A 20,553-nucleotide genomic window follows, 5' to 3' on the forward strand; every position below is an offset into this window, starting at 1 on the left:
TGGAGATGACCGAATATCTCGTCCGCTTTCTCCTCGGAGGCGTGGTCGTTTCGGCCTTCGCGATGCTGGGCGACGTGCTGCGGCCCAAGAGCTTCGCCGGCCTGTTCGGAGCCGCGCCATCTGTTGCCTTGGCGACGCTGGGCATCGCCGTCTACCAGCATGGAGCGCGCTACGCAGCCCTGCAGGGCTACTCGATGATGGCGGGAGCGCTCGCACTTGCGCTTTACGGCGTCGTGGTCTGCCAGCTTCTCGTTCGCGCGCATTTTCGCGCACTCCCCGTCACCCTGCTGGCGCTCGTCGTCTGGTTGAGCGCCGCCTTCGGCTTGCTGTTTCTCGCGGGAGGATCGACATGACCCCGATACGCATGTCGTTTTCATCGCTGCGGGAAGGTCGCTGGTACGAATACGTGATTCGTTTCGCGCTGGGCGGTGCCGCGACGGTTTTCACCGGGTTCACCAGCAGGCAGTATGGCGCACTGGTCGGCGGCCTCTTTCTGGCGTTGCCCGCCATCTTCTGCGCCAGCGCGACGCTGATCGAGGCCCATGAGATCCGGCGCAAGCACGAGGCGGGGCTCGCTGGACAACGTCGCGGTCAGTTGTCCGCGGCCATGGATGCGGCCGGCGCGGCGCTCGGTGCAATCGGGCTGCTCGCTTTCGCCCTCGTCTTTTTCCTGTCGGTCGAAAGCAGTGTGCCGGCCGCGTTCGTCACTGCTTCGCTGGCGTGGGCGGTCGTTTCGGTCGCGGCGTGGTACGCGCGCCGCAAATGGCGGCATGTTCGGCATGCGCGGACGCTGCGGAGACGGTCGGCCGCCGAGAGCCTGGAACGCCGGGCGGCCGAGCGCCGTTTCCTCAAGGTGCATTAGGAGGCGCGAATGGCCGATGTCGAAGAACGCTTCGCAAGCCTGTTGGGACGGGCCGCGATGAAGGTCTGGGGCGACATGCCGCGCGACATCCAGGAAGCGCTGTTCGAAACGGCGATGAGAGGACACGAAACAGAGCGCGATGCATTCGCCCGCATGTTGCACGACCGCCATCCGCGAACGCTTCACCCGGCGAAGCCGAACTGAGACGGCGATCCGCGCAGCCGTCGCGGCGACGGTATCTCCGATTGCCGCATACTACGGGCACAAGCCAGCATCGTGGAGCGTTATCAAATATCTGTGGTCCGGATTGAAGACGAGCCATTTACATATGTTTACGACCTGGCTGAGCCCAAGATGATAGGCTCCTGCCGGGTTCGGGTGCTACGGGATTGATCATGACGCCAGACGCGTGTCCGCACTGCCGGAATAGGCTTGATATCGTTTGCGTAAAATTCGGCCTTCGCGGCGTCACGGCCGTATTTGCGTGCCCGAATTGCGCGATCGTCGCCGCAGATCATCGGCGCGAGGATTTCGCCGGCTCAGCACTTGCCGGTGCCTGGAGGGGCGCGTTCAGAAGGATTGAAGCGCTTAGCTCGCGCTACAGGTACATCACCCGGTTTCTGCTCGCCGCTGTCGTCCTGGCCGCCGTGCTTCGCCATGGTGTTCACGTCTACGGCGGGATCGCCCGGGAAGACATTCGTTGGGGCGCATTGCTCGCCCTGTTCCTGATGATCTCTTGTTTGGCAATATTCTGGGTAAGATGGCGTGTACGTCAGGGTGAGATCCCTGGCCAAATCGCACGCAAGATGCTCGTTCATGGATCCGGCCGCGTCCTGCGAAAAGGAAGCATCGGCAGGCCGTGAAGGGTCTCTTCGAAGATCAGGCGGGGCAAGCCAGGCTCCATCAGCCGGGAAGTCGTCTCGGGTGGGCTGATCGGGCTCAGTCGGTGCATCCGGGCTGTCGCTTTCGGCATTCAATCCGACCTCGGCCGCGTGCCAGAACTCGCGGAGCTGGTCTCTCCTTTTCAGGAAGTCGCTGCAGAATGCGAATACCGTAAGCTGGCAAGATGATCGCGCCATCGTCGTTCGCGGCGATATGCGCGCCGCTCAGTTGCTCAACCATGTTGGTACGCCAACCGGTCCGGATCATTTCCATGGGCAAGGAGACGCTTGCATCGGTACCGGAGAAGTTCAGGAGAACCAGCACGCCGCCGTCCCCTTCGGCTGGACGCAGGTAAGCGAGGATCTGATCGGCCGCCCCAGTATCGAGCACATGGAGTTGTCGGGAACGCAGCGCCGGCAGGCGCGCACGCAATGCAATCAAGCGCGTGTACCAGGCCCGCAATCCGTGCGGGTCGTCCCACTGGAGAGGGCCGTGCGGGCGGTAGGGCTCGAACGCCGCTCCGACATCGTCGCCCGAATAGAGCGCCGGAATGCCCGGAAGCGTCAGCAACATCGCGGCTGCGACGCGGGTTTGCTCGACGCCGTGCTGGGTGATGAATCGCGGGCCGCTATCGTTGTTGTCGAGAAAACGGAATACCGAAAGAGAAGATGACCGCGCTTGTGTATCTCGCAGCGCCGATCGCAGTCGTTCAGCGGTTTGCCGCTCGTCGGCGAAGGCGTTCTGCCAAGCCCATTGGCCGAGTTTCTCGGTCCAATCATAGGCAGCGGCGAATCCGCTCCGGGAATAATACCCGTCCTGCGATGAGGCTTCGGCGAGGAGCATCAGGTCCGGCTTGATGCGCTTCAGCTCGGCACTCCAGCGAGGCCAGAAGTCCGGCGCGCGCTGCCTTGGACCCCATGCCGCATCGACGCGAAACCCATCGACGTCGTAATCGCGCACCCAACGCGCGGACGCCTCGATGATCATGCGCTGCACCTCGGGCGAATCGAAGTTGAGGTTCTCCAGATTGTGCCAGCCAAAATAGTGAACCGCTGCGCCGGCTCGCACGCGCTGGAAAAAGTCGTAATAGGGAGAGCTCCTGCCGTTGAGCGCGGTGTCGGCGAAGTAAGGGTGCTGTTCGGAAAGGTGGTTGGCGACCAGATCGAGCACGACGCGCAATCCGTCGGCATGTGCCTGCGCGATCAGCTCGCGCAACTCCGCATCGCCTCCGAGCGCGTCGCGAACGCGGAACTGGTCGGTAACGGCATAGCCGAAATCCTCGTCCGGGGCGTCCGTTATCGGGGTCAGCCAAAGAGTGTTTACGCCAAGCGCCTTGATCGCGGGCAGTCGCACGATCACATCGGCCAAGCCGCGCCTCCCGAAACTTAGCGGTTCGACGCCATAGACGATGGCTCTGTCGATCCACGCGGCATGCTCATGCGCGGGACCGAATATCTCGGTGCGTCCCCGGCGTACCCGGAACATTGCGGTGCTCTCGTCGAAACGTCCGGCGGCGTCGGTAACCCGAAGTGTCACGAAATATTCGCCGTCAACGGTGGGCCGGGCGAGCGCAACCTGCTTGCCGACCGCCGGCAGGCCGGGAAGCGGTCCCGGGTTGGCGCCGGCGCGAACCCGCCAGCCACAGGTCGAAAGGGGGGCAGGCCGCGCCGGTGCAAGTTCGCTGGCGCCCGCGTCCAGCACGATTTCTGTTGCCGTGATGCGCAATCGCACACGCGCGATCGGCACGTCCCGGGCGCGAACAAGCCAGTGCTGAACGACCGGCTGGCCGCGCGGCGCGCCCTCGGCAAGACATTGCGCCTGCAAGCGATTGTCACCGGCATCGAGACGTATTCGGGCGTGCGCGTGGTCGCCACGTGTCGGCACGGTCGTGCTGCTCAATGGCGAGGTTATCGCCACCGCATCGCATGCGCCCGGCCTGACTGCGACCTCGATCCGCTTCCGAAAAGTCCACGCGTCGCCCGCGCCGGTGCTGAACGCAACCGGCGCCTCGATCGCGGCCGCGATCGAGGGCAGCAACGCCCAGAGCAGCGCGAGCCTTCGGCAGGAAGCGATGACGCGGCTGCGCACCGGCTCAATCGGCTGGTTCGGGCGGCAGCAGGGTGGTCAGCATCTCACGATTGAGCGCCAGCCACTGCAGGGCGACGATGGTCGGCGCGCTGTGCACGGCTTTGCGGCCGATCAGTTCGATCGCCTCCTCGATGCTGCAGCGGACGATCTCGATGTCCTCGCATTCGTGAGCGACGCCGGCCCGCAGCGGGAGCGAGCCCGAATCGATCCGCGCTACGAACAGATTCATCAACTCGTCGGAGAAGGCAGGCGCCGGCATCAGACGACAGAGCGGCACGAGACCCAGGACCTCGGCGCCGATTTCCTCCCGGCACTCGCGGCGCGCCGCCTGTTCCAGCGACTCCCCATCATCGACGCCGCCGGCGACGATCTCGACCATCTCGCCGCGATCCAGCGCGAGGTGAGCTGCGAGCCGGAACTGGCGGGTGAGCGCCACCTCGTCCCGAACCGGATCGATCGCGAGAACACCGACGACCGGCCTGCTGCGGAGGATGTCACGGTCGAACCGCTGCGGGACGACGTCACCGCGACCATCCAGTGAAACGAAGAATCGGTGGTATTCACGGTGTCCGCATCCGATCGATTGGGGAGCGGATAGTTCGGCATCTGGGCAACGACGGTCGCCGGACAATTCATCGTTCTTCATCGGGCCATCCGGGTTGATGGGCTGCTATTCGGCCGCCGTGATCGTCTCCTCTTCTACCTGCGACCGCAAGCCGCTCCGACGCTTCCAGCTCCGGGGTTGCGGAGCGACGGCCGGCCGGTCCGACGGGGGCCGATCGGCGCTGCCGATCCCGACATACCGGAAGCCGTTCGCACGCACCTCGGTTTCGCTCAGCAGGTTGCGCAAGTCGACGATCGTCGGAGTCCGCATTCTCGCTTTCAGTTGCTGGAAGTCGAGCCCCCGGAATTCGTCCCATTCCGTTGCAATAACGATCGCGTCGGCGCCGTGCGCTGCATCCAGGGCCGACGTGCAGTAACGCACGCGTGCTGGAAGAATGCCGCGGGCGCGATCGGTCGCGACCGGATCGTAGGCCTTGACCAGGCTGCCCGCATCGATCAGCGTCTGCGCCAGCGGGATGGAAACGGCATCGCGCATGTCGTCGGTTCCGGCCTTGAAGGTCAGGCCAAGCAGGGCGAATGTCTTGCCACGCAACGAACCGCCCTGGAGTCCCGCAACCTTGCGCGCCATCGCGCGCTTGCGGGCGTCGTTCGAGGCCAGCACCGTCTCGATGATGCGCATCGGTGCCTCATGGTCCTCGCCCATCTTCACCAGCGCGCGTGCATCCTTGGGGAAGCAGGAGCCGCCGAAGCCGGGACCCGGCTGGAGATAATGCATGCCGATGCGGCCGTCGAGACCGATGCCGCTTGCGACGTCGCCGATCCGGGCGTCCACCTTCTCGCAGAGGTTGGCCACCTCGTTGATGAAGGCGATCTTCGTCGCGAGAAAGCCGTTGGCTGCATATTTGATCAACTCGGCGGATCGGCGATCGGTCAACAGGATCCGTATCCGCTCGATTCCGACGCTGCGATAGAGCCGGACCAGGAGATCCGCGGCCCGCTGCTGCTGGGCGCCGATGACGACGCGGTCGGGCCGGACGAAGTCTTCGATCGCCCGGCCGGCGCGGAGAAATTCGGGGTTGGAGGCAACCTCGAAATCCAGTTCCGGTCGCAGGTTGCGGACCAGGTGCTCGATCTCGTCGCCGGTCCCGACCGGAACCGTGGACTTGGTGACAAGCACGGCGCCGGATTGCAGTGATGGCGCGAGCGTCTCCACGGCCGCGAACACCTGTGAGAGGTCCGCGTGCCCGTCGCTTCGTCTGGCAGGCGTGCCGACGGCCAGAAAAATGATCTCGCAAGTCAGCGCGGCCACCGCCGCGTCCGAAGTGAACGCCAGGCGCTTGCGAACACCTCGTTCCGCCACGACCTCGGCGAGGCCGGGCTCGTAGATTGGAATGCGCCCTTCCGACAGCAGCGAAATCTTGACGCTGTCGATGTCCACGCAGGTGACGTGGTGGCCCGCTTTGGCGAAGCAGGCGGCTGACACCAATCCGACGTAACCCGTACCGACGATTGCAATCCGCATTTCAACTGTCTCTAACCTGCTGGGTGGTTCGCCACGGTGAGATGATGTCTTCGCTTTGACGAGGTTCGCCTCGTTTGCTCACTCGCGACTTCCGTCGTCGCCAGCCGCAACGCGAAATAAGCGATGGTCGCCTCGAGCCCCTGTCTGAGCGATACGCGCGGCCGCCAGCCAAGTGTCCGGTCGGCTGCATCGACCACGGGTTTGCGCCGCTTCGGGTCATCCTGCGGCAGCGATTCGTACCGGAGGCGGGATTTCGAGCGGCTGCAGGCCAGGATCTCGCGCGCGACCTGCTCGATCGTCAGCTCCTGCGGGTTGCCGAGATTGAACGGGCCGGTGATGTCGGCCGGGCTCTCCATCAGGAGTTCGAGACCGTGAACGAGATCGTCGACGAAGCAGAAGCTTCGCGTCTGGCTGCCGTTGCCATAGACCGTGATCGGCTCGCCGCGCAGCGCCTGGACGATGAAGTTCGAGACCACGCAGCCGTCATTCTCGAGCATGCGCGGACCGTAAGTATTGAAGATGCGTGCGACCTTGACCTGGAGGGCATGAACGCGGTGGTAGTCGAAGATCAGCGTCTCGGCGGCGCGCTTACCCTCGTCATAGCAGGCGCGCGGGCCCGTCGGATTGACGCAGCCGCGATAGCTCTCCGGCTGCGGATGCACTTCGGGATCGCCATAGACCTCGCTGGTCGAAGCCTGCAGAAAGCGGGCGGATTTCTGCCGCGCCAGCTCCAGGAGGTTGAGCGTCCCGATCACGCACGTTTTCATCGTGTCGATCGGGTCGCGCTGATAGTGCGCCGGTGAGGCGGGGCAGGCGAGGTTGAAGATGCGATCGAGTTCACCCGGAATACGAAGCGGACCCTGCACGTCATGCTCGATGAACTGGAAATTCGAGTGGTTCAGCAGCGGCCGGATGTTGCGGATCGACCCCGTGAGCAGATTGTCGACGCACAGCACCGCGTAGCCGCGCTGCAGTAGTCTGTCGCAGAGATGCGATCCGATGAAGCCGGCGCCGCCTGTGACCAGGGCACGCCGGGAATATTTGTGGTGACTTCGCATCGCGGGCAGCATGTGCATCGTGATTATCCGTTGAGCTGTGTTTCAGCCGCCTGGATGGCACGGCCAGCGATATTGTGCGGCCGACGCGCGCGCCGGCTTGCCGCTTCGAGGTAGTAGCCCTCAAGCTGCTCGGCGCGATGATCGGCGGTGTGATCACGCAGAATGCGCCGGCGCGCCTGTTCGGCAATCGAGAGCCGCTTCTCTTCGGGCATGTTGCTGAGAATGTCGATCACCTCTCCCGGCGTTGCGGCGAGCAGAATCTCGACTGACGGCGTCAAGATCGTTTCGATGCCGGGCCAGTGGTCCGAGATGATCGGTGTGCCGCAGGCGGCTGCCTCGAACAGGCGCACGCTGGGAGAAAATCCCAGCGAGCGCATGTCGGCGCGCGTGACATTCAGCGCGAAACGCTGCCGCGCGTAGAAGTCCGGGTGTTCATGCGGCGCGACATGCGAGATCCGTTCGACATTGGCGGGCCAGACCAGATCAACTGGATATTTCGATCCCGCGACCACGAAACGTTCAGCCGCGAGTTGCAGCGCAGGAGTGACCAGCAGCGTCTCGAGCTGCGGCTGGCGATCCTCGCTGAAGGTGCCGAGATAGCCGAGGGACCAGTGCGGTGCCGCCGGTCGAGGCCGATGCAGGTCGGGATCAGCGCTGCAATAGAGGGGCCGGGCCATCGGGCTGCCATAGGCGTCCTCGATGAGGCCCGGAATCGGTCCACCGGTGAACGACAGATAGAGATCGAACCGCGGGATCATGGCAGTGGAGATGTAGGCCAGTCCTCGATCGAGGCCGGCGAGCGTCACCGGCGTGTCGATATCATAGAAGGCTTTGATACCTTCGGCGTGGCTCGTGACCCATTCGGCGATCGCGATCCCATCGGGCACGTAGGAGCCGACGATCACGAGGTCGGCGCCACGGACGAGGGGGCCGAACCGGCGCGGCACATCCTGAAGGCCTTGGTAGAGCTTCACGTCCCAGCCCGCAGGCCTGGTCAGATCGCGGTGCTCGCGGTACCAGGGCACGTCTCGCTCGAGGAAGGTCACGCGGTGGCCGCGCCGAGCCAGCGCTTCGATCAGTGCGCGATAGGTCGTCGCATGACCATTGCCCCACGACGAGGTGACCGCGAGTCCGATGATGACGATATCGAGCTGCTTGGGCGTCATGCTGCCGCTCCCGTGGCCGCGCCGATACCCTCGATCACCTTGTGGAATTGCTGGGCACGACGGGCATAGGTGTGGTGTGCCAGGATCCGGGCCTGGGCGCGCCGGGCGATGGTGGCCGCGCGCACACGGTCGAGTGCGTTGAGATGTCCAGCCACCTCGTCGCCATCGGCTGCGACCAGCACTTCGACCCCGGGTTCGAGGAAGTGGTCGATACCCTCCCAGGCGTCGGTGATCAGGCACGCGCCGGCCCCGATCGCCTCGAAAACGCGAGTCGGCGGCGAGAAGCCGTATTTCGCCATGCTGTCGCGGTTGACGTTGAGCGTGGCGAGCGCCGAGGCAAAGAATGCGTTGTGCTGAGCCGTTCCGACATGACCCGCCTTGCGGATGTTCGCTGTCATGGCCTTGGAAGCCCAGCCGGCGCCACCCAGCAGGAAACTTCGCGACGGCAGCCGTGCGGCGACCTCGATGAAGAACCGTTCGACCCGGATTTCGCGGTCCGGCAGTCGGTTGGCCAGCAGCGTCAGATCGCAGGAGAACTCCGGCCGCGGCGGAACCGGATGGTGCGTGTCCGGATCGAGCGCATTGTAGATCGGAATGCAGTCGCGGGCGCCCGCCATGCGATAGTCCCGCACAACCCTGTCGCCGCCGCCATAGGTCAGGACGAGATCATAGCCCGAGATTGCGCCGCGTAGATGGTGGTGCGGATCAGCCGCGATAGCTTCCAGCGTTGCCGGCGCATCGACGTCCCAATAGATGCGCATCGCCGCGGAGGGGATATCGGCGACCGCCTTCTCCAATTCGACGTCGAACACGCCCACTCCGCTGGCCTTCACCAGAATGTCGGACGAACGGGCGGCGTCGATCAGCGCGCGTTGCCATCCCTCCGGCGTGGCGGGATAGACGACGACTCTCGCCCAGGGCGGATCATCGATGTCACGGTGGATCTGGCGCTCCAACGCGTCGGGCTCGAAGAAAGTGACGTCATGTCCGAGCGCTGCAATCTCCTTCAGCATGCCGCGATAATAGGTGGCCGCGCCGTTCCAATAGGACGAAACCAGGCTCGATCCGAAGAAGCCGATCTTCATGCCAATGCTCCTTCTTGCGGGGCGTCAATGGTCGAATGCCGGGAGTTGCGGATTTGCGTGACGATGCCGACAAGCTCGTGGGCGCGGTGGCGGCAGGTGTGGCGTTCGACGACCAGGCGAAAGCCGGCGTCGGCGATGGTGGCGGCGAATGTGTCGTCCTGCAGGAGGGCGAAGAGCGCGTCGCGCATCTGCGCGCCGCCGGCGACCGGGACATAGCTGCCGGGGGTGAAGAGTCCTTCCGAATCCGCCCATGGAGCCGAAACGATCGGGATGCCGCATGCCATCGCCTCGAACATCCTGATCGTGGGGATGCCGGGCAGCGCGCGCGCGTAGGGCCGGCGCGGCACATGGATCGTGGCGCGAGCACGCGCAAACGCAGCAGGCACCAGGTGCGCCGGCAGCCAGCCGCCATAAGCAATGCCGGCGGCTTCGATCTGTTCAAGCGCGTCATCCGGATAGCGGACGCCGAAGACGCTGGCGCGGAGTTTCAGCTCGATGACGGGCCGGATCAGGTATTCCCGGAGCTCGGCGCTGCGTTCATCATCGCCCCAGTTGCCGATCCAGGTGAGGTCGTGATCGGATCGCAGATGTGGCATCGGGTGATACAAGGCGGTGTCGGCCGCCTCGTGCCAGGTGTAGGCGCGATCGGCCCAACCGAGGTCGAGATAGATCTGGCGCAGCACCTCGCCGAAGGCGAGCACGCCGTCAAAGCCGTCGAGATCGAAGCGTGCGAGCTGCTCGGGCGCCGTGACCGCGCGGTGATGGGTATCGTGGAAGAGCAGGGTGAAGCGTGCACCCCGACTTCGGCGACGGCCGATCCGCTCGATCAGCTCCGGGCTGTTCCACTCGTGGACCACGACGAGATCCGCCCCATCGAGCGCGTCATCGAGATCGAGGGACGGTCCATAGAGGCGAATGTCGATGCCGGGAAAGAGCGAGGGAATCTCGTTCAACGCCCGCTCGCCGCCGTCTCGGATCGCGTTCATTCGGCTCCAGCCGTCCTCTGGCTCATAGACGACGACCTCGTGGCCGAGCCGATCGAGCTCACGCGCGACGCCGCGCAGGAAATGCGCGTTGCCATTATTCCAGCAGGAGGAGAATGCATGACAGAAAAAGACGCATTTCATGCCATCACCTCGGCAGCCAGGGTGAGATCCGCTTTCGTATCCGCGCCGAGAAGGTTGTGGTAAAGGGCCGCATATCGATCAGCCATCTTTCGCAGCGTATAGCGCCGCGATCGCAGCAGCGCCGCCTGCTGCAGGAAGGCGCGCATGGCCGCGTCCGCCGCGAGGCGCGTCAGGCAGGCGCGTAGCGCGGCGACATCGTTCGCTTCGACGAAGAGCGCGGCGCCGTCCCAGAGCTCACGAAAGGTTGGGATATCGGAGAGTACCAGCGCGCAGCCTCGCGAGGCGGCCTCCAGCACGGCAAGGCCAAACGGCTCATACCGTGCCGGGCTCACATACACCGCCGCCCGCTGCATCAGGCAATCGAGCTCGACATGGGAGACAGGGCCGAGCAGTTCGATCCCCTCGCAGCAGGCGGCAGCATCGGCCGCAGGCCCGGCTACACGGATACGCCACGCGATTTCATCGGAGACCTGCGCCAATGCCGAAAGATTCTTGGCCGCATCCCACATCCGCCCCGCGGCAAGAACGAAATTCTCCTTTTGGATCGCGGTCCCAACCTTTGACGCGATTCCGTTCCAGACTACATGTCCCGGCGAACAAGGGCGATAGAGATCGCGCACCGAGTTGTAAAATGTCCGGGTGGGGCACACCCAAGCATGCGCGCGGTCGAGCCCGAGCGAAACGGATTCCGTATAGCGCCGCCATCGCGGCTCGGAAAGCCAGGCGCCGTCATTGCAGGCGATCGCCCACGAATTGACGCAGGAATGCGCGCTGACCACGACAGGACAGCCCCAGGCGAACGCCGCCTCGCGAAAGCCGTTGAGATGGACGATATCGGGTGCCAGCCGCGCCTGCAGTTCGGCGAAGAACCGGCGCGCGGCTGCGACGTCGCTACCATCGGGGTCCTGCCATTCGAGGGCAAGAGGGCTTTCGATCAGATGCACCGACGGTGCGAGCATCGACCGCTGCTCGGGGCCTGCTACAGGTCCCTGGGTGACCAGATGGACATTCACCCCGCTTGCGGCCAGCGCGCCGGACAGCGCGGTAGCGAAAGTCCAGACGCCGCCGACCGTGTCGGCCGTCATCAGGATGCTGAGGCCTGCGAGATGCATCATCGGATCTCCCGCATTTCCAGCTCGCGCAGCGGCGCCGGACGCTCGTTCTGGACGTCGCTGAACTGATCGAACATTGCGAGGTAGTGCGCATGCGCACGCTCCCAGGCGACATTGTCGGGCTCCCCCCACAGCTTCCGGTAGTCCGGCGAGCCGGGATAGGGATAGAGCGGCACCGGATCGTTGGCCCAAACGCCGCTGTCCTGCATGCGCCGCCGCCAGCGCTGCACGACGGGATCGTCATCCTGCGGCATCTCGATCAGGTTGGCTTGCACGAATGGAACATGGCGGCGCGCCTCGACCAGGCGGTCGGCGAGCTGATCGGTGGTCATCTTGCAGTTCTTCGCCAGCACCGCGCGACCCTCTGGCGTCAGGCTTTCGATTCCGGCTTCGATCGAGACGCAGCCGGCGCGGCCGAGTAGCGCCAGCATGTCCGGCTTCCACAGATCGATGCGCGTCTGCACGCCGAACTTGACACCAGATCCGACCAGGCCGTGCAGCAACTCGGCGTTCGGCAGAAAGATCTCGTCGATGAAATAGACGTATTCGGCGCCCTGTCGACGCAGCCCGCCGATCTCCTGCAGGATCACCGCCGGCGGCCGCTTGCGATAGCCGTTGCGGAAGTTTTCCTTGGCGCAGAAGGTGCAATTGTACGGGCAGCCGCGCGAGGCCTCGACCTCGGCGCCGGGACCGACCGGTTCGGCATCGAAACGGTGATGATGGTGATGATGACGGCGCACCATCTCCGCCGGCCAATCGAGCGGCGGCTGATCGACGAAGCCGACGGCTTGCGGGCCGCCATTGACCCGGATGCGGTTCTCGTCGGCGAAGCACAGACCGGCAAAGTCGCGCTCGCCATTGGCGAGCCGCAGCAGCGCATGCTCACATTCGCCCATCACCACGATATCGACATCGAGCTTGCGCAGCGCGGCGCCCGGCGTGGTCGAGCCGTGCGGGCCGACCGCCACCAGCGTTGGTGCGAGCTCGCGCAGCGCGGAGGTGAGCCGTTGCGGCACGCGCAGTTCGGGCGGTGCGCAGCGCCAAAACAGATAGGTGGGCGCGGTGGTGACGACGACGATATCCGGGCCGAAGCCGCGCAGCTCCGTCTCGATTTCCACAAGCGAGAGATCGAACATGTGGGCGTCGAGCAGCAGCGTGCTGTGCCCGGCCTGCCGCAGATAGTGCTGGGAAATTCCGAGCTCGAGCGGCAAATGCGGGCAACGGCAACCGAAATAGATGCTGCCCGAAAAATCCCAGTTCGGATTGATGAGCGCGACCCGGGTCATGCCACGACCTCGCGGCTCATGACGGCGCCGGTGAACCGGCCCTGCAGCCAATGCTGCAGCGAAGCCAGGCCGTCGGGTAGGGACGTCGTCGGTCGCCATCCGATGGCGGCTGAGAGCGCTCCGACGTCGCTGACATACCAGGGCTGATCGCCCGGACGCCAATCATCGAATCCGAAGCTGATCTCGTGTCCGACCAGCCGGGCCAGCAGCTCGATCAGCTCGAGCAGGCTGACGGAATTCGCCGGTCCGCCGCCCAGGTTGAAGACACGGCCGTGGGTGCGGTCGATCTGATCGAGCGCCGCGATCCACGCCGCGGTGGCGTCTGCCACATAGAGCGCGTCGCGGACCTGGCAGCCGTCGCCATAGATGGTCAGCCGATCACCGCGAAGCGCCGACAGCAGGAAGTGCGCGATCCAGCCCTGATCCTCGGTACCGAACTGGCGCGGGCCGTAGATGCAGCTCATGCGCATCGTGACCGTGCGCAGGCCGAACACCCGCGCGTAATCGTGAACGTACTGGTCCGCCGTACCTTTCGAGCAACCATAGGGGCTGTAGAAGTCCAATGGAGCACTCTCGGTGACGCCACGGGCTAGCGCTTGATGCGTCGGAACGTAGCGGCGATCGACGCGGCGGATCTGCGTATCGTCGACCAATCGGCCATAGACCTTGTTGGTGGATGCGAAGATGACGGGCGCCGACGGGTTATGGCGCCGCACCGCCTCGAGCACGTTGACGGTGCCGCGCGCATTGGTCTCGAAGTCGTCGCAGGGGTCTTCCAGGCTGGTGGTGACCGCAACCTGCGCCGCCAGATGGAGAACGGCACGCGCGCCACGCACCGCATCGATGACGATGATCGGATCGCGCACGTCGCCGATCGCAATCGCGATCTCGTCGCGGTGGCGCGACTTCAGCCATTGCGCATTCTCCCGGATGCCGGCGCGGGCGAAATTGTCCAGGATGAGTACGCGATCGCCGCGGCTGGCCAGCCGATCGGCCAGGTTGCAGCCGAGGAAGCCGCAGCCGCCGGTGATGAGGATGGGCTTGTCGCCATCTGCGATCGTCATGCCACCAGTCCTCGGCGCAACAATTCGTCGGTGGCTTTTTCGGCCTGGTCGTCGGCAACCTGGTCGGCCAGGTAGCAGGCCAGTTCGTCGAGGCCTTCCTCGAACTCGACCCGTGGCTCGAATCCGAGGAGTGTTCGGCTCTTCGCGATGTCGGCGAAGCAGTGGCGGATGTCGCCGGCGCGGTATTTGCCGGCAATGCGCGGGACGAGTGCGGCGCGTTCCATGACCCGCGCGAGATCGTGCGCAATGGAAAGAATGGTGCGGCTTCGTCCCGACCCGATATTGAAGACGTCGTCGGAATGGCTGCTCTCCAACGCGAGCAGGCAGGCGCGGGCGACATCGCGGACATGGACGAAGTCGCGACGCTGCAATCCGTCCTCGAACACCAGCGGTGCGCGCCCATTGAGCAGCCGGGCGGCGAAGATCGCCAGCACACCAGTATAGGGATTCGACAGCGCCTGGTTGGGCCCGAACACGTTGAAGAAGCGGAGCGCGACGGTTGGAATGCCGTAGGCCTTGCCGGTGATCAGGCACATCCGCTCCTGCGCGTACTTGTTCAGCGCGTAGATCGAGCTGAGCGAGGGCCGCTTGGTTTCGGGTGTCGCGAGCGGTGTGAGGGGGCGCCCAGCGGTGTCCTGCACTTCCCAATCCGCCCGTTTCAACTGACTGACGGAGCGCTCGTCGGGCGAAACGGCCCTGCCGTCTTCGTCGCGGCAGAGCCCTTCGCCGTAGATGCTCATCGAGGAGGCAACCACCAGACGCCCGACCGGCCGCTTCGTCAGCGCCTGCAGGAGCGTGGCGGTGCCGAGCTCGTTCGTCCGGACATAGCTCTCGATGTCATACATGCTCTGGCCGACGCCGACGATCGAGGCCAGATGCATCACGCGGTCGACGCCATGCAGCGCCCGCTCCACAGCGAGCTCATCAGTCATGTCGCCTACCATCAGCTCAACTTCCTGGGCGAGATAGGCTGGCCGCCTCCGATCGGAGCCGTGAACCTGAGGTGACAGATTGTCGAGTACCCGGACGTCGTGACCCGCGTCGAGCAACGCGGCTGCCACGTGCGATCCGATGAATCCGGCGCCTCCGGTGATCAGAGCTCGCGTCATGTCGCCTGGTCTCCTTCCACACGAGAGGGTCGAGGGGCCGTTGGTGTGTCGGAGCGAAAGCGTCCGCGAATGCTTCGAAACCATCAAGTTACGACGATCGCGCCGTGTCACTCCTGAGGTTAGAAGCAGTGCATCGAATGTTCGTTCCTCCGCAATGTACAAACGAAAATTTCTCTAACCTGGATCATTAACCCAGGTGAATCGCTGCCACGCGAGAGGTCAGAACGGCTGACCGTGGGCGAGCGGCGGCAGCTCGAGATGGCGCGCGACGGTGGCTCCGATATCCGCAAAGCCGGTACGTTGTCCGATGGGCGCCCGCTGTTTCCCGCTCCAAAGGAGAACCGGCACCTGTTCGCGCGTATGGTCGGTGCCGGGCCAGGTCGGATCGCAGCCATGATCGGCCGTGATCACCAGCAGATCGTCCGATTTCAGCCGCGCGATCAACTCGGGCAGCCGGCTGTCGAACGTTTCCAGCGCGGCGGCGTAGCCGGTGACGTCGCGCCGGTGTCCATAGACCGTGTCGAAATCGACGAAATTGGCGAACAGCAGGCCGCCTTCGCTGAGGTGCTCCCAGCCTTGCACGGTGCAGTCGAACAGCACGTCGTTGCCACTGCCCTTCTTGTTCTGGCCGGTGCCGCGGTGGGCAAAAATATCGCCGATCTTGCCGACCGATACGATGTCGCGCCGATCGGCGGCTGCGATGTCGAGCAGAGTGCTCTCCGGCGGCGGCACCGAGAAATCACGACGATTGGCGGTTCGCCGAAAGGTCTGCGGTGACGTTCCGACGAACGGGCGTGCGATGACCCGACCGATATTGAGCGGATCGACGAGGCGGCGCGCGATCGCGCATACCTCGTAGAGCCGGGAGAGGCCGAAGCTCTGTTCATGAGCTGCGATCTGGAAGACGCTGTCGGCCGAGGTGTAGCAGATCGGCTGTCCGGTCGCGAGATGGGCGACGCCGAGCCGAGCGATGATCTCCGTGCCGGAAGCGTGGCAATTGCCAAGAATGCCGGGCAGATCCGCCTCGGCGCAGAGCATTTCGATCAGCGCATCTGGAAAGCATGGGGTGCTGTTCGGGAAATAGCCCCAATCGAACTGGACGGGCACGCCGGCGATCTCCCAATGGCCGGATGGCGTGTCCTTGCCCAGCGACTGCTCGCTGGCGCAGCCGAAATGCGCGATGGAGGAACCACGATACGCGAGCCCGGGCGGACATCTGCCGGTGGCAAGGCAGCTTGCCTGTCCGAGACCGAGCCCTGTGAGATGAGGCAGATGCAGCGGACCCTCCCGCCATTCGCTGTCCGCTTCACCAAGTGCGCAGGCTTCGGCGATATGGCCAATCGTATCCGCACCTTCATCGCCGTAGCGCGCCGCATCGGGCGCGCCGCCGATGCCGACGGAGTCGAGGACGAGGATCATGGCACGCATAATGCTTTCTCCTCCGGGGCAGCCGGTCCGGCGTCAGCTTTCCCGCAGTAGCGATCAATCATGCTGGCGCAGAAGTCGGCGAATTCCACGGGCTCGCGCGGCGGGCTGGTGTGATGCGGCGCGATGCCGCGATGTTCGGGCGTAAAGCAGAACGTCACCGTGATGTCGAAGTCGGCGAGCGCCCCCATCTGCCGATCGAACCAGTCGAGCGCGCCGGGACGGAAGCTGTCGGCCCAGGAGAGCCCAGTCCTGAGATGGCGCACGCCGAGCCGGCGCATCCAGCGCGCCGCCTCGTCGAGCCGATGATCCTCGAAATGAAACCACTGGCACAGTCCCAGGGAGGCCGCGTGCTGGGCGAAGATTTCCAGGGCGGGTTTCGGCGTGCCATCCTCGCGCAACAGCCCCATGTGAAAATGCCGGTAATAGGAGGAACCTTCGGCCTCGCGGTGTCGTGTCGTCGCCTCCCAGGTCGCAGGCAGGTCGTAGAGGCTGTACCAATGGATGCGCGGCGCGTGTCCTGCGAGGAGCTCGGCGGTGCGTCGTACGCCCCAGGCCTGCACCTCGTCGGCGCCGAAGGACGACACGCCGACTTCGGTCACCCAGACCGGCAGGCAGACCAGCGCCTCAATTTCGGCGAGCTTCTGCGGCCACTCGTCGATTTTCCACAAGTTCCAGTCCAGCGGAAAGCCGTGTACCGCGACCGCTTCGACATGATCGAGCACGCCGCGTGCTTTCATGTTCTCGATGAAGCGCGGATCAATCGGCGAGATGCCGCCGAGCACCCGCGGCAGCGTCGGGTGCACGGCGCGGATCGCCTTCGCCGCCGCGACCGCCATGGCCGCGAACTGCTCCCACTCGGGATCGATCAGGATGTCCCAGTGCGACTTGTTATTCGGCTCGTTCCAGATCTTGGCAGCCTCGATCATCGCGCGCCTCGCGCCGGATAGACGGCACCATCCGCTTGCGGCCGTTCGGCTTTTCCACAGAGATAAACCTCGTCCTCAGGATGCGCGAGAATTTTAAATCCGGCGCTGCGCAGCATTGCCTCCGCACAGGCGCGATTGGGCGCCCACCAGTTGGTAGGATCATCGGCGTATTCGCGCTCGATGAAATGCAGCTTTGGATAGCCGGGGCTGTCGAACTGTTCGGTGGTCCAGAAATCATAGTTCTCGTCGACGGGATCGACCCGGCCTTGGCCACGCAGCATCGACTGGAACAGGAGCAGGTCACGCGCGACATGCTCGTGGATCAGGTCGAGCGCAAGCAGTGGATGACGCAGGTGGTAGAGCACGCCCATGAAGATCACGAGGTCGAAGCGCTCGCCGAGGCTGCCTACGTCGTACGCCGACAGCTTGCGGAACTCGATCTTGAGGCGGCTGACGTCTGCCGCAAACCGCGCCTGCGCGAGATACTCGTCGTCGGTGTCGAGCCCCAGCACGCGCTCGGCGCCGCGACGCTTCATCTCCATGGCGTAGAAACCGGCGTTGCAGCCGATGTCGAGCACCGACTTTCCTTCGAGCCGGTCAGGAATGATCCGCGAGAACCGCCGCCATTTCACCATCGGGTAGTCGCCGAGAAAATGCGACGGCGCGGTGCTGACGCCGTTGAGGTCGAGATTGTGAAACCACGGTCCGAGCGCATCGACGCGCCGGCGGATTTCGTCCTGTGAGAGCATGGCCGTGGTCATGATGCGCTTCTGTCGAACGCTGGCATTCCAGTCTCCGCCGTCTCGGCAGGCGTCGCGGCTCGGAGACTTGATCGCGGACGGCTGATCTCGGCGCTGGTGTCCAGAAGTGCCATGGCCGTCCGGTAGCCCTTCACTGTGCCGACGTCGACATAGACATCACCCGCTTTGACGCCGATGCCGCTGCCGCCAGCCGCAAGGTAGCCGTTGACGAGCGTGCCGAAATATTCGTCGCGACGACCACGCTGCAGCCATAGGGAGTGCAGGTCGCGGAAGCCTGCAGCCGACATCTTGAACGCGCCCCAGATCCAGTTCGAGCCGGCATCCGCTCGTTTGACTTGGATCTCCCGGACCTGCTCGCCATCGAGCACCACGGCGTCGAAGAGTTCAGGCTGCTCGACCGGAAACAGCAAAAAGGAAAGATCGGCGGTGGGCAGGGCAGCGAGTGCGTTCTTGGGAAACCAGACCGTATCGGGCAGGCCGACCATGACATCGTCGCGGTCACCGATCACCGTGCTCGCCCTGAACACCGCGTCGCAGAGGCCGGCAGCGTCCGGCTGCACCACGTAGGCGAGCTGCGCGCCGTCGTAATGATCGCCGAAATATTCCAGGATGTCGGATTTGCCCGGCGAGATCACGAAGCAGATCTTGTCGGCGCCGCCGAGGATCAGCCGCTCGACCAGATATTCCGAAACGGCGCAAGGCCGGGACGTGTCTCCGTCGCTGCGGCTGCCGACGGGCAGCAGCTCCTTCGAGAACGCCAGCGGCTGGATGCGGCTGCCCCGGCCCGCCGCGGGTACGACACCCCACATCTCAAGCCTCCTGCGCAATCGGCAGATCGGCGCGCGGGCCACTCGATCGCTCGAGATGTTCGACCAGCTCGGTCGCGCGCTTCGCGGAACCGTGCCAGGCGAGCGTCCGTTCACGCGCGCGGCTTGCCATGCGTAGCAGCACCTCGTCGTTCGCCTCGATCGCGGCAATCACGTCGGTTTCGTCACGGCCAAGCAGGATTTCCTCGCCAGGCTCGAAGAAGTCGTCGATCCCGTCCCAGGCATCACTCAATAGCGGAGCGCCGCAGGCTGCTGCCTCGAACAGCCGGCCCGATGGACACCAGCCCATCTCCGCCATGGCCGGCCGCGTGACGTTGAGCGTCAAGCGCGAGGAAGCGAAGAACGCCGCGTGCTCCGACGGAGGCAGATGGCGCACGAAATAGATATTGGGTGACCACGGGAAGTCCGGCGGATACTGTGCGCCGCCGATCAGGAAACGCAACCCTTGCCGCTGGCGCGCGGGCGCGACGAACAGCGTTTCCAGCACATGTTGGCGGTCCACCGAATAGGTTCCGAGATACGAGAGGTGCGCCTCATAATGCGGCTGCCGCTCGACCGGGCGATGAATTTCAGGGTCCACATGACCATAGAGAGCCACGATCCGCCGCGCGCCCAGTCGCCGGCGAAATTCCTCGAATGCTCTCGGGCCGCCAGTGAAGCTGAGCACGAGATCGAAATCACTCAGGCCCCGCGGTCCAATGTACGGCACGGTTTCACCCGCGCGCAGCTTCGCAAGCGTCACCGGCGTGTCGAGATCGTAGAAGACGCGCAGCCTGCGGGCCTCCTCGAGAACGAGCTCGGTCGCGGCGAGCGCATCGGGACAATAGGAGGTGACAATGACGGCGTCCGCATCGGTGACGTCGGTGAGCGCATTGGGACGAATGGCATTCCAGGACGGATAGAGCTCGAGGCGCCCCCGCGGCAGTTCGAACAAGTCTCTGGTTCCCGCATAGTAGGGCACGTCGCGTTCATAGAAGACGACATGGTGACCCATCCGCGCGAGATTCTTGCACAATCCGCGCCAGAGCGTCGCATGGCCATTGCCCCACGACGAGGAGATCGTGAGGCCGAAGATGACGATCTTCACGCCGGCACCCGCTGGTTGAACGTGGAAATGTGAATGCCGGCGCGATCCACCGACAACGTAGTGATGCTGGCCGGCTCGACCTCGATGGCGACATAGTCGTCGAGGCGAAGCTGCGAGTAATGCAGCAGCGCGGCGCGGATTGGCTCCGCATGGCTGACGATGACGAGCGCGCCATCGCTGTCGTCGTGTCGCAGTTGCTCGAGATGCCGCACGACTCGCGCCTGAAGGGCCTGCATCGTCTCGCCGTTCGGCGGTCGGCTGCTTCCGCGCGCGTGATTCCAGCGTGTCCAGGCGACATCGCCTTCCAGTTCCTCGAAGGAGCGGCCGGTCCAGTCCCCAAGGTCGATCTCGTCCATGGCTGGGACGATCTCCACGGCAAGGCCGAAGCGCGCCGCCAGGATATTGGCCGATTGTCGCGTCCGTTGCTGCGGGCTCGACTGGATGGCGGACGGTGGCGGCAGCAGGAAATCCGTGCACCGAGCCATTTGCCGGCAACCCTGGTCGTCGAGGCCGACGCCCGGCATCCGGCCGCACAATTTGTGGCCGAGCAGCGCGTGGTGTCCGTGGCGGACGAGATGAATGGTCTTCACCATGGCGGT

General features: G+C 64.6%; 21 protein-coding genes. 4 read left to right on the plus strand and 17 right to left on the minus strand.

All coding sequences use genetic code 11. The features are described from left to right. Positions 1-5: 5 nt before the first annotated feature. The 4 genes from JOY90_RS13455 to JOY90_RS13470 all read left to right on the plus strand — a co-directional run bounded on the left by JOY90_RS13455 (position 6) and on the right by JOY90_RS13470 (position 1,725). Positions 6-353, plus strand: coding sequence for a DUF3147 family protein (locus JOY90_RS13455; protein WP_291691613.1), 348 nt, complete (start codon positions 6-8; stop codon positions 351-353). Further along, positions 350-862, plus strand: coding sequence for a DUF3147 family protein (locus JOY90_RS13460; RefSeq protein WP_291691614.1), 513 nt, complete (start codon positions 350-352; stop codon positions 860-862). Before JOY90_RS13455 ends, JOY90_RS13460 begins: the two co-directional genes overlap by 4 nt. A gap of 9 nt (positions 863-871) precedes the next feature. Continuing rightward, entirely contained in the window at positions 872-1,066 is a 195-nt protein-coding gene (locus JOY90_RS13465) for a hypothetical protein (protein WP_291691615.1), read from the plus strand. A 191-nt stretch (positions 1,067-1,257) separates the two neighbouring features. Next, on the plus strand, positions 1,258-1,725 hold the full coding sequence (locus tag JOY90_RS13470; protein WP_291691616.1) for a hypothetical protein: 468 nt from the start codon (positions 1,258-1,260) through the stop codon (positions 1,723-1,725). 76 nt (positions 1,726-1,801) lie between these two features. On the opposite strand, the gene JOY90_RS13475 is transcribed toward JOY90_RS13470, so the two are convergent. The 17 genes from JOY90_RS13475 to JOY90_RS13555 all read right to left on the minus strand — a co-directional run bounded on the left by JOY90_RS13475 (position 1,802) and on the right by JOY90_RS13555 (position 20,547). Continuing rightward, positions 1,802-3,643: an alpha-amylase family glycosyl hydrolase gene (locus JOY90_RS13475; protein ID WP_291691643.1), complete on the minus strand. Its 1,842-nt coding sequence runs from the start codon at positions 3,641-3,643 to the stop codon at positions 1,802-1,804. A 193-nt stretch (positions 3,644-3,836) separates the two neighbouring features. Then, positions 3,837-4,478 carry an NUDIX domain-containing protein gene (locus JOY90_RS13480; protein ID WP_291691617.1) on the minus strand — a complete coding sequence of 214 codons (642 nt, stop codon included), beginning with the start codon at positions 4,476-4,478 and terminating at the stop codon, positions 3,837-3,839. Between the two features lie 24 nt (positions 4,479-4,502). Continuing rightward, on the minus strand, positions 4,503-5,918 hold the full coding sequence (locus JOY90_RS13485) for a UDP-glucose/GDP-mannose dehydrogenase family protein (protein ID WP_291691618.1): 1,416 nt from the start codon (positions 5,916-5,918) through the stop codon (positions 4,503-4,505). A gap of 11 nt (positions 5,919-5,929) precedes the next feature. Then, positions 5,930-6,988, minus strand: a complete 1,059-nt coding sequence (locus tag JOY90_RS13490; protein WP_291691644.1) for a UDP-glucuronic acid decarboxylase family protein — start codon at positions 6,986-6,988, stop codon at positions 5,930-5,932. Between the two features lie 11 nt (positions 6,989-6,999). Beyond that, complete coding sequence (locus JOY90_RS13495; protein ID WP_291691619.1) at positions 7,000-8,142, minus strand: glycosyltransferase; 1,143 nt, start codon at positions 8,140-8,142, stop codon at positions 7,000-7,002. Further along, a complete protein-coding gene (locus tag JOY90_RS13500) occupies positions 8,139-9,227 on the minus strand; it encodes a glycosyltransferase (protein WP_291691620.1) in 1,089 nt (362 codons plus the stop codon). Before JOY90_RS13500 ends, JOY90_RS13495 begins: the two co-directional genes overlap by 4 nt. Then, positions 9,224-10,354: a glycosyltransferase gene (locus tag JOY90_RS13505; RefSeq protein WP_291691621.1), complete on the minus strand. Its 1,131-nt coding sequence runs from the start codon at positions 10,352-10,354 to the stop codon at positions 9,224-9,226. The genes JOY90_RS13500 and JOY90_RS13505 overlap by 4 nt, the downstream gene beginning before the upstream one ends. Beyond that, on the minus strand, positions 10,351-11,439 hold the full coding sequence (locus JOY90_RS13510; RefSeq protein WP_291691622.1) for a glycosyltransferase family 4 protein: 1,089 nt from the start codon (positions 11,437-11,439) through the stop codon (positions 10,351-10,353). The genes JOY90_RS13505 and JOY90_RS13510 overlap by 4 nt, the downstream gene beginning before the upstream one ends. Before the next feature lie 26 nt (positions 11,440-11,465). After that, positions 11,466-12,752: a TIGR04295 family B12-binding domain-containing radical SAM protein gene (locus tag JOY90_RS13515; RefSeq protein WP_291691623.1), complete on the minus strand. Its 1,287-nt coding sequence runs from the start codon at positions 12,750-12,752 to the stop codon at positions 11,466-11,468. Further along, positions 12,749-13,816, minus strand: coding sequence for an NAD-dependent epimerase/dehydratase family protein (locus JOY90_RS13520; protein WP_291691624.1), 1,068 nt, complete (start codon positions 13,814-13,816; stop codon positions 12,749-12,751). The genes JOY90_RS13515 and JOY90_RS13520 overlap by 4 nt, the downstream gene beginning before the upstream one ends. Next, positions 13,813-14,925 (minus strand): NAD-dependent epimerase/dehydratase family protein, encoded by a 1,113-nt coding sequence (locus JOY90_RS13525; protein ID WP_291691625.1) that lies wholly within the window; start codon positions 14,923-14,925, stop codon positions 13,813-13,815. The genes JOY90_RS13520 and JOY90_RS13525 overlap by 4 nt, the downstream gene beginning before the upstream one ends. 219 nt (positions 14,926-15,144) lie before the next feature. Further along, positions 15,145-16,353, minus strand: coding sequence for a phosphopentomutase (locus tag JOY90_RS13530; RefSeq protein WP_291691626.1), 1,209 nt, complete (start codon positions 16,351-16,353; stop codon positions 15,145-15,147). Beyond that, complete coding sequence (locus tag JOY90_RS13535; protein WP_291691627.1) at positions 16,341-17,279, minus strand: beta-xylosidase; 939 nt, start codon at positions 17,277-17,279, stop codon at positions 16,341-16,343. The genes JOY90_RS13530 and JOY90_RS13535 overlap by 13 nt, the downstream gene beginning before the upstream one ends. Continuing rightward, positions 17,276-18,040 carry a TIGR04290 family methyltransferase gene (locus tag JOY90_RS13540; protein ID WP_291691628.1) on the minus strand — a complete coding sequence of 255 codons (765 nt, stop codon included), beginning with the start codon at positions 18,038-18,040 and terminating at the stop codon, positions 17,276-17,278. The genes JOY90_RS13535 and JOY90_RS13540 overlap by 4 nt, the downstream gene beginning before the upstream one ends. Then, complete coding sequence (locus JOY90_RS13545; RefSeq protein ID WP_291691629.1) at positions 18,037-18,849, minus strand: nucleotidyltransferase family protein; 813 nt, start codon at positions 18,847-18,849, stop codon at positions 18,037-18,039. The genes JOY90_RS13540 and JOY90_RS13545 overlap by 4 nt, the downstream gene beginning before the upstream one ends. Position 18,850: 1 nt before the next feature. Then, a complete protein-coding gene (locus JOY90_RS13550) occupies positions 18,851-19,954 on the minus strand; it encodes a glycosyltransferase (protein ID WP_291691630.1) in 1,104 nt (367 codons plus the stop codon). Next, complete coding sequence (locus tag JOY90_RS13555) at positions 19,951-20,547, minus strand: histidine phosphatase family protein (protein WP_291691631.1); 597 nt, start codon at positions 20,545-20,547, stop codon at positions 19,951-19,953. Before JOY90_RS13555 ends, JOY90_RS13550 begins: the two co-directional genes overlap by 4 nt. Positions 20,548-20,553: the final 6 nt, after the last annotated feature.

The organism is Bradyrhizobium sp., assembly GCF_019242285.1.
GTDB lineage: Bacteria > Pseudomonadota > Alphaproteobacteria > Rhizobiales > Xanthobacteraceae > Bradyrhizobium.

Coding starts and splice junctions, on each gene's coding strand:
- JOY90_RS13510 (WP_291691622.1), bottom strand. CDS start 11,439: ATGACGGCCGACACGGTCGGCGGCGTCTGGACTTTCGCTACCGCGCTG.
- JOY90_RS13555 (WP_291691631.1), bottom strand. CDS start 20,547: ATGGTGAAGACCATTCATCTCGTCCGCCACGGACACCACGCGCTGCTC.
- JOY90_RS13535 (WP_291691627.1), bottom strand. CDS start 17,279: ATGATCGAGGCTGCCAAGATCTGGAACGAGCCGAATAACAAGTCGCAC.
- JOY90_RS13465 (WP_291691615.1), top strand. CDS start 872: ATGGCCGATGTCGAAGAACGCTTCGCAAGCCTGTTGGGACGGGCCGCG.
- JOY90_RS13525 (WP_291691625.1), bottom strand. CDS start 14,925: ATGACGCGAGCTCTGATCACCGGAGGCGCCGGATTCATCGGATCGCAC.
- JOY90_RS13470 (WP_291691616.1), top strand. CDS start 1,258: ATGACGCCAGACGCGTGTCCGCACTGCCGGAATAGGCTTGATATCGTT.
- JOY90_RS13460 (WP_291691614.1), top strand. CDS start 350: ATGACCCCGATACGCATGTCGTTTTCATCGCTGCGGGAAGGTCGCTGG.
- JOY90_RS13520 (WP_291691624.1), bottom strand. CDS start 13,816: ATGACGATCGCAGATGGCGACAAGCCCATCCTCATCACCGGCGGCTGC.
- JOY90_RS13545 (WP_291691629.1), bottom strand. CDS start 18,849: ATGTGGGGTGTCGTACCCGCGGCGGGCCGGGGCAGCCGCATCCAGCCG.
- JOY90_RS13485 (WP_291691618.1), bottom strand. CDS start 5,918: ATGCGGATTGCAATCGTCGGTACGGGTTACGTCGGATTGGTGTCAGCC.
- JOY90_RS13530 (WP_291691626.1), bottom strand. CDS start 16,353: ATGCGTGCCATGATCCTCGTCCTCGACTCCGTCGGCATCGGCGGCGCG.
- JOY90_RS13505 (WP_291691621.1), bottom strand. CDS start 10,354: ATGAAATGCGTCTTTTTCTGTCATGCATTCTCCTCCTGCTGGAATAAT.
- JOY90_RS13515 (WP_291691623.1), bottom strand. CDS start 12,752: ATGACCCGGGTCGCGCTCATCAATCCGAACTGGGATTTTTCGGGCAGC.
- JOY90_RS13540 (WP_291691628.1), bottom strand. CDS start 18,040: ATGACCACGGCCATGCTCTCACAGGACGAAATCCGCCGGCGCGTCGAT.
- JOY90_RS13500 (WP_291691620.1), bottom strand. CDS start 9,227: ATGAAGATCGGCTTCTTCGGATCGAGCCTGGTTTCGTCCTATTGGAAC.
- JOY90_RS13480 (WP_291691617.1), bottom strand. CDS start 4,478: ATGAAGAACGATGAATTGTCCGGCGACCGTCGTTGCCCAGATGCCGAA.
- JOY90_RS13455 (WP_291691613.1), top strand. CDS start 6: ATGACCGAATATCTCGTCCGCTTTCTCCTCGGAGGCGTGGTCGTTTCG.
- JOY90_RS13490 (WP_291691644.1), bottom strand. CDS start 6,988: ATGCTGCCCGCGATGCGAAGTCACCACAAATATTCCCGGCGTGCCCTG.
- JOY90_RS13495 (WP_291691619.1), bottom strand. CDS start 8,142: ATGACGCCCAAGCAGCTCGATATCGTCATCATCGGACTCGCGGTCACC.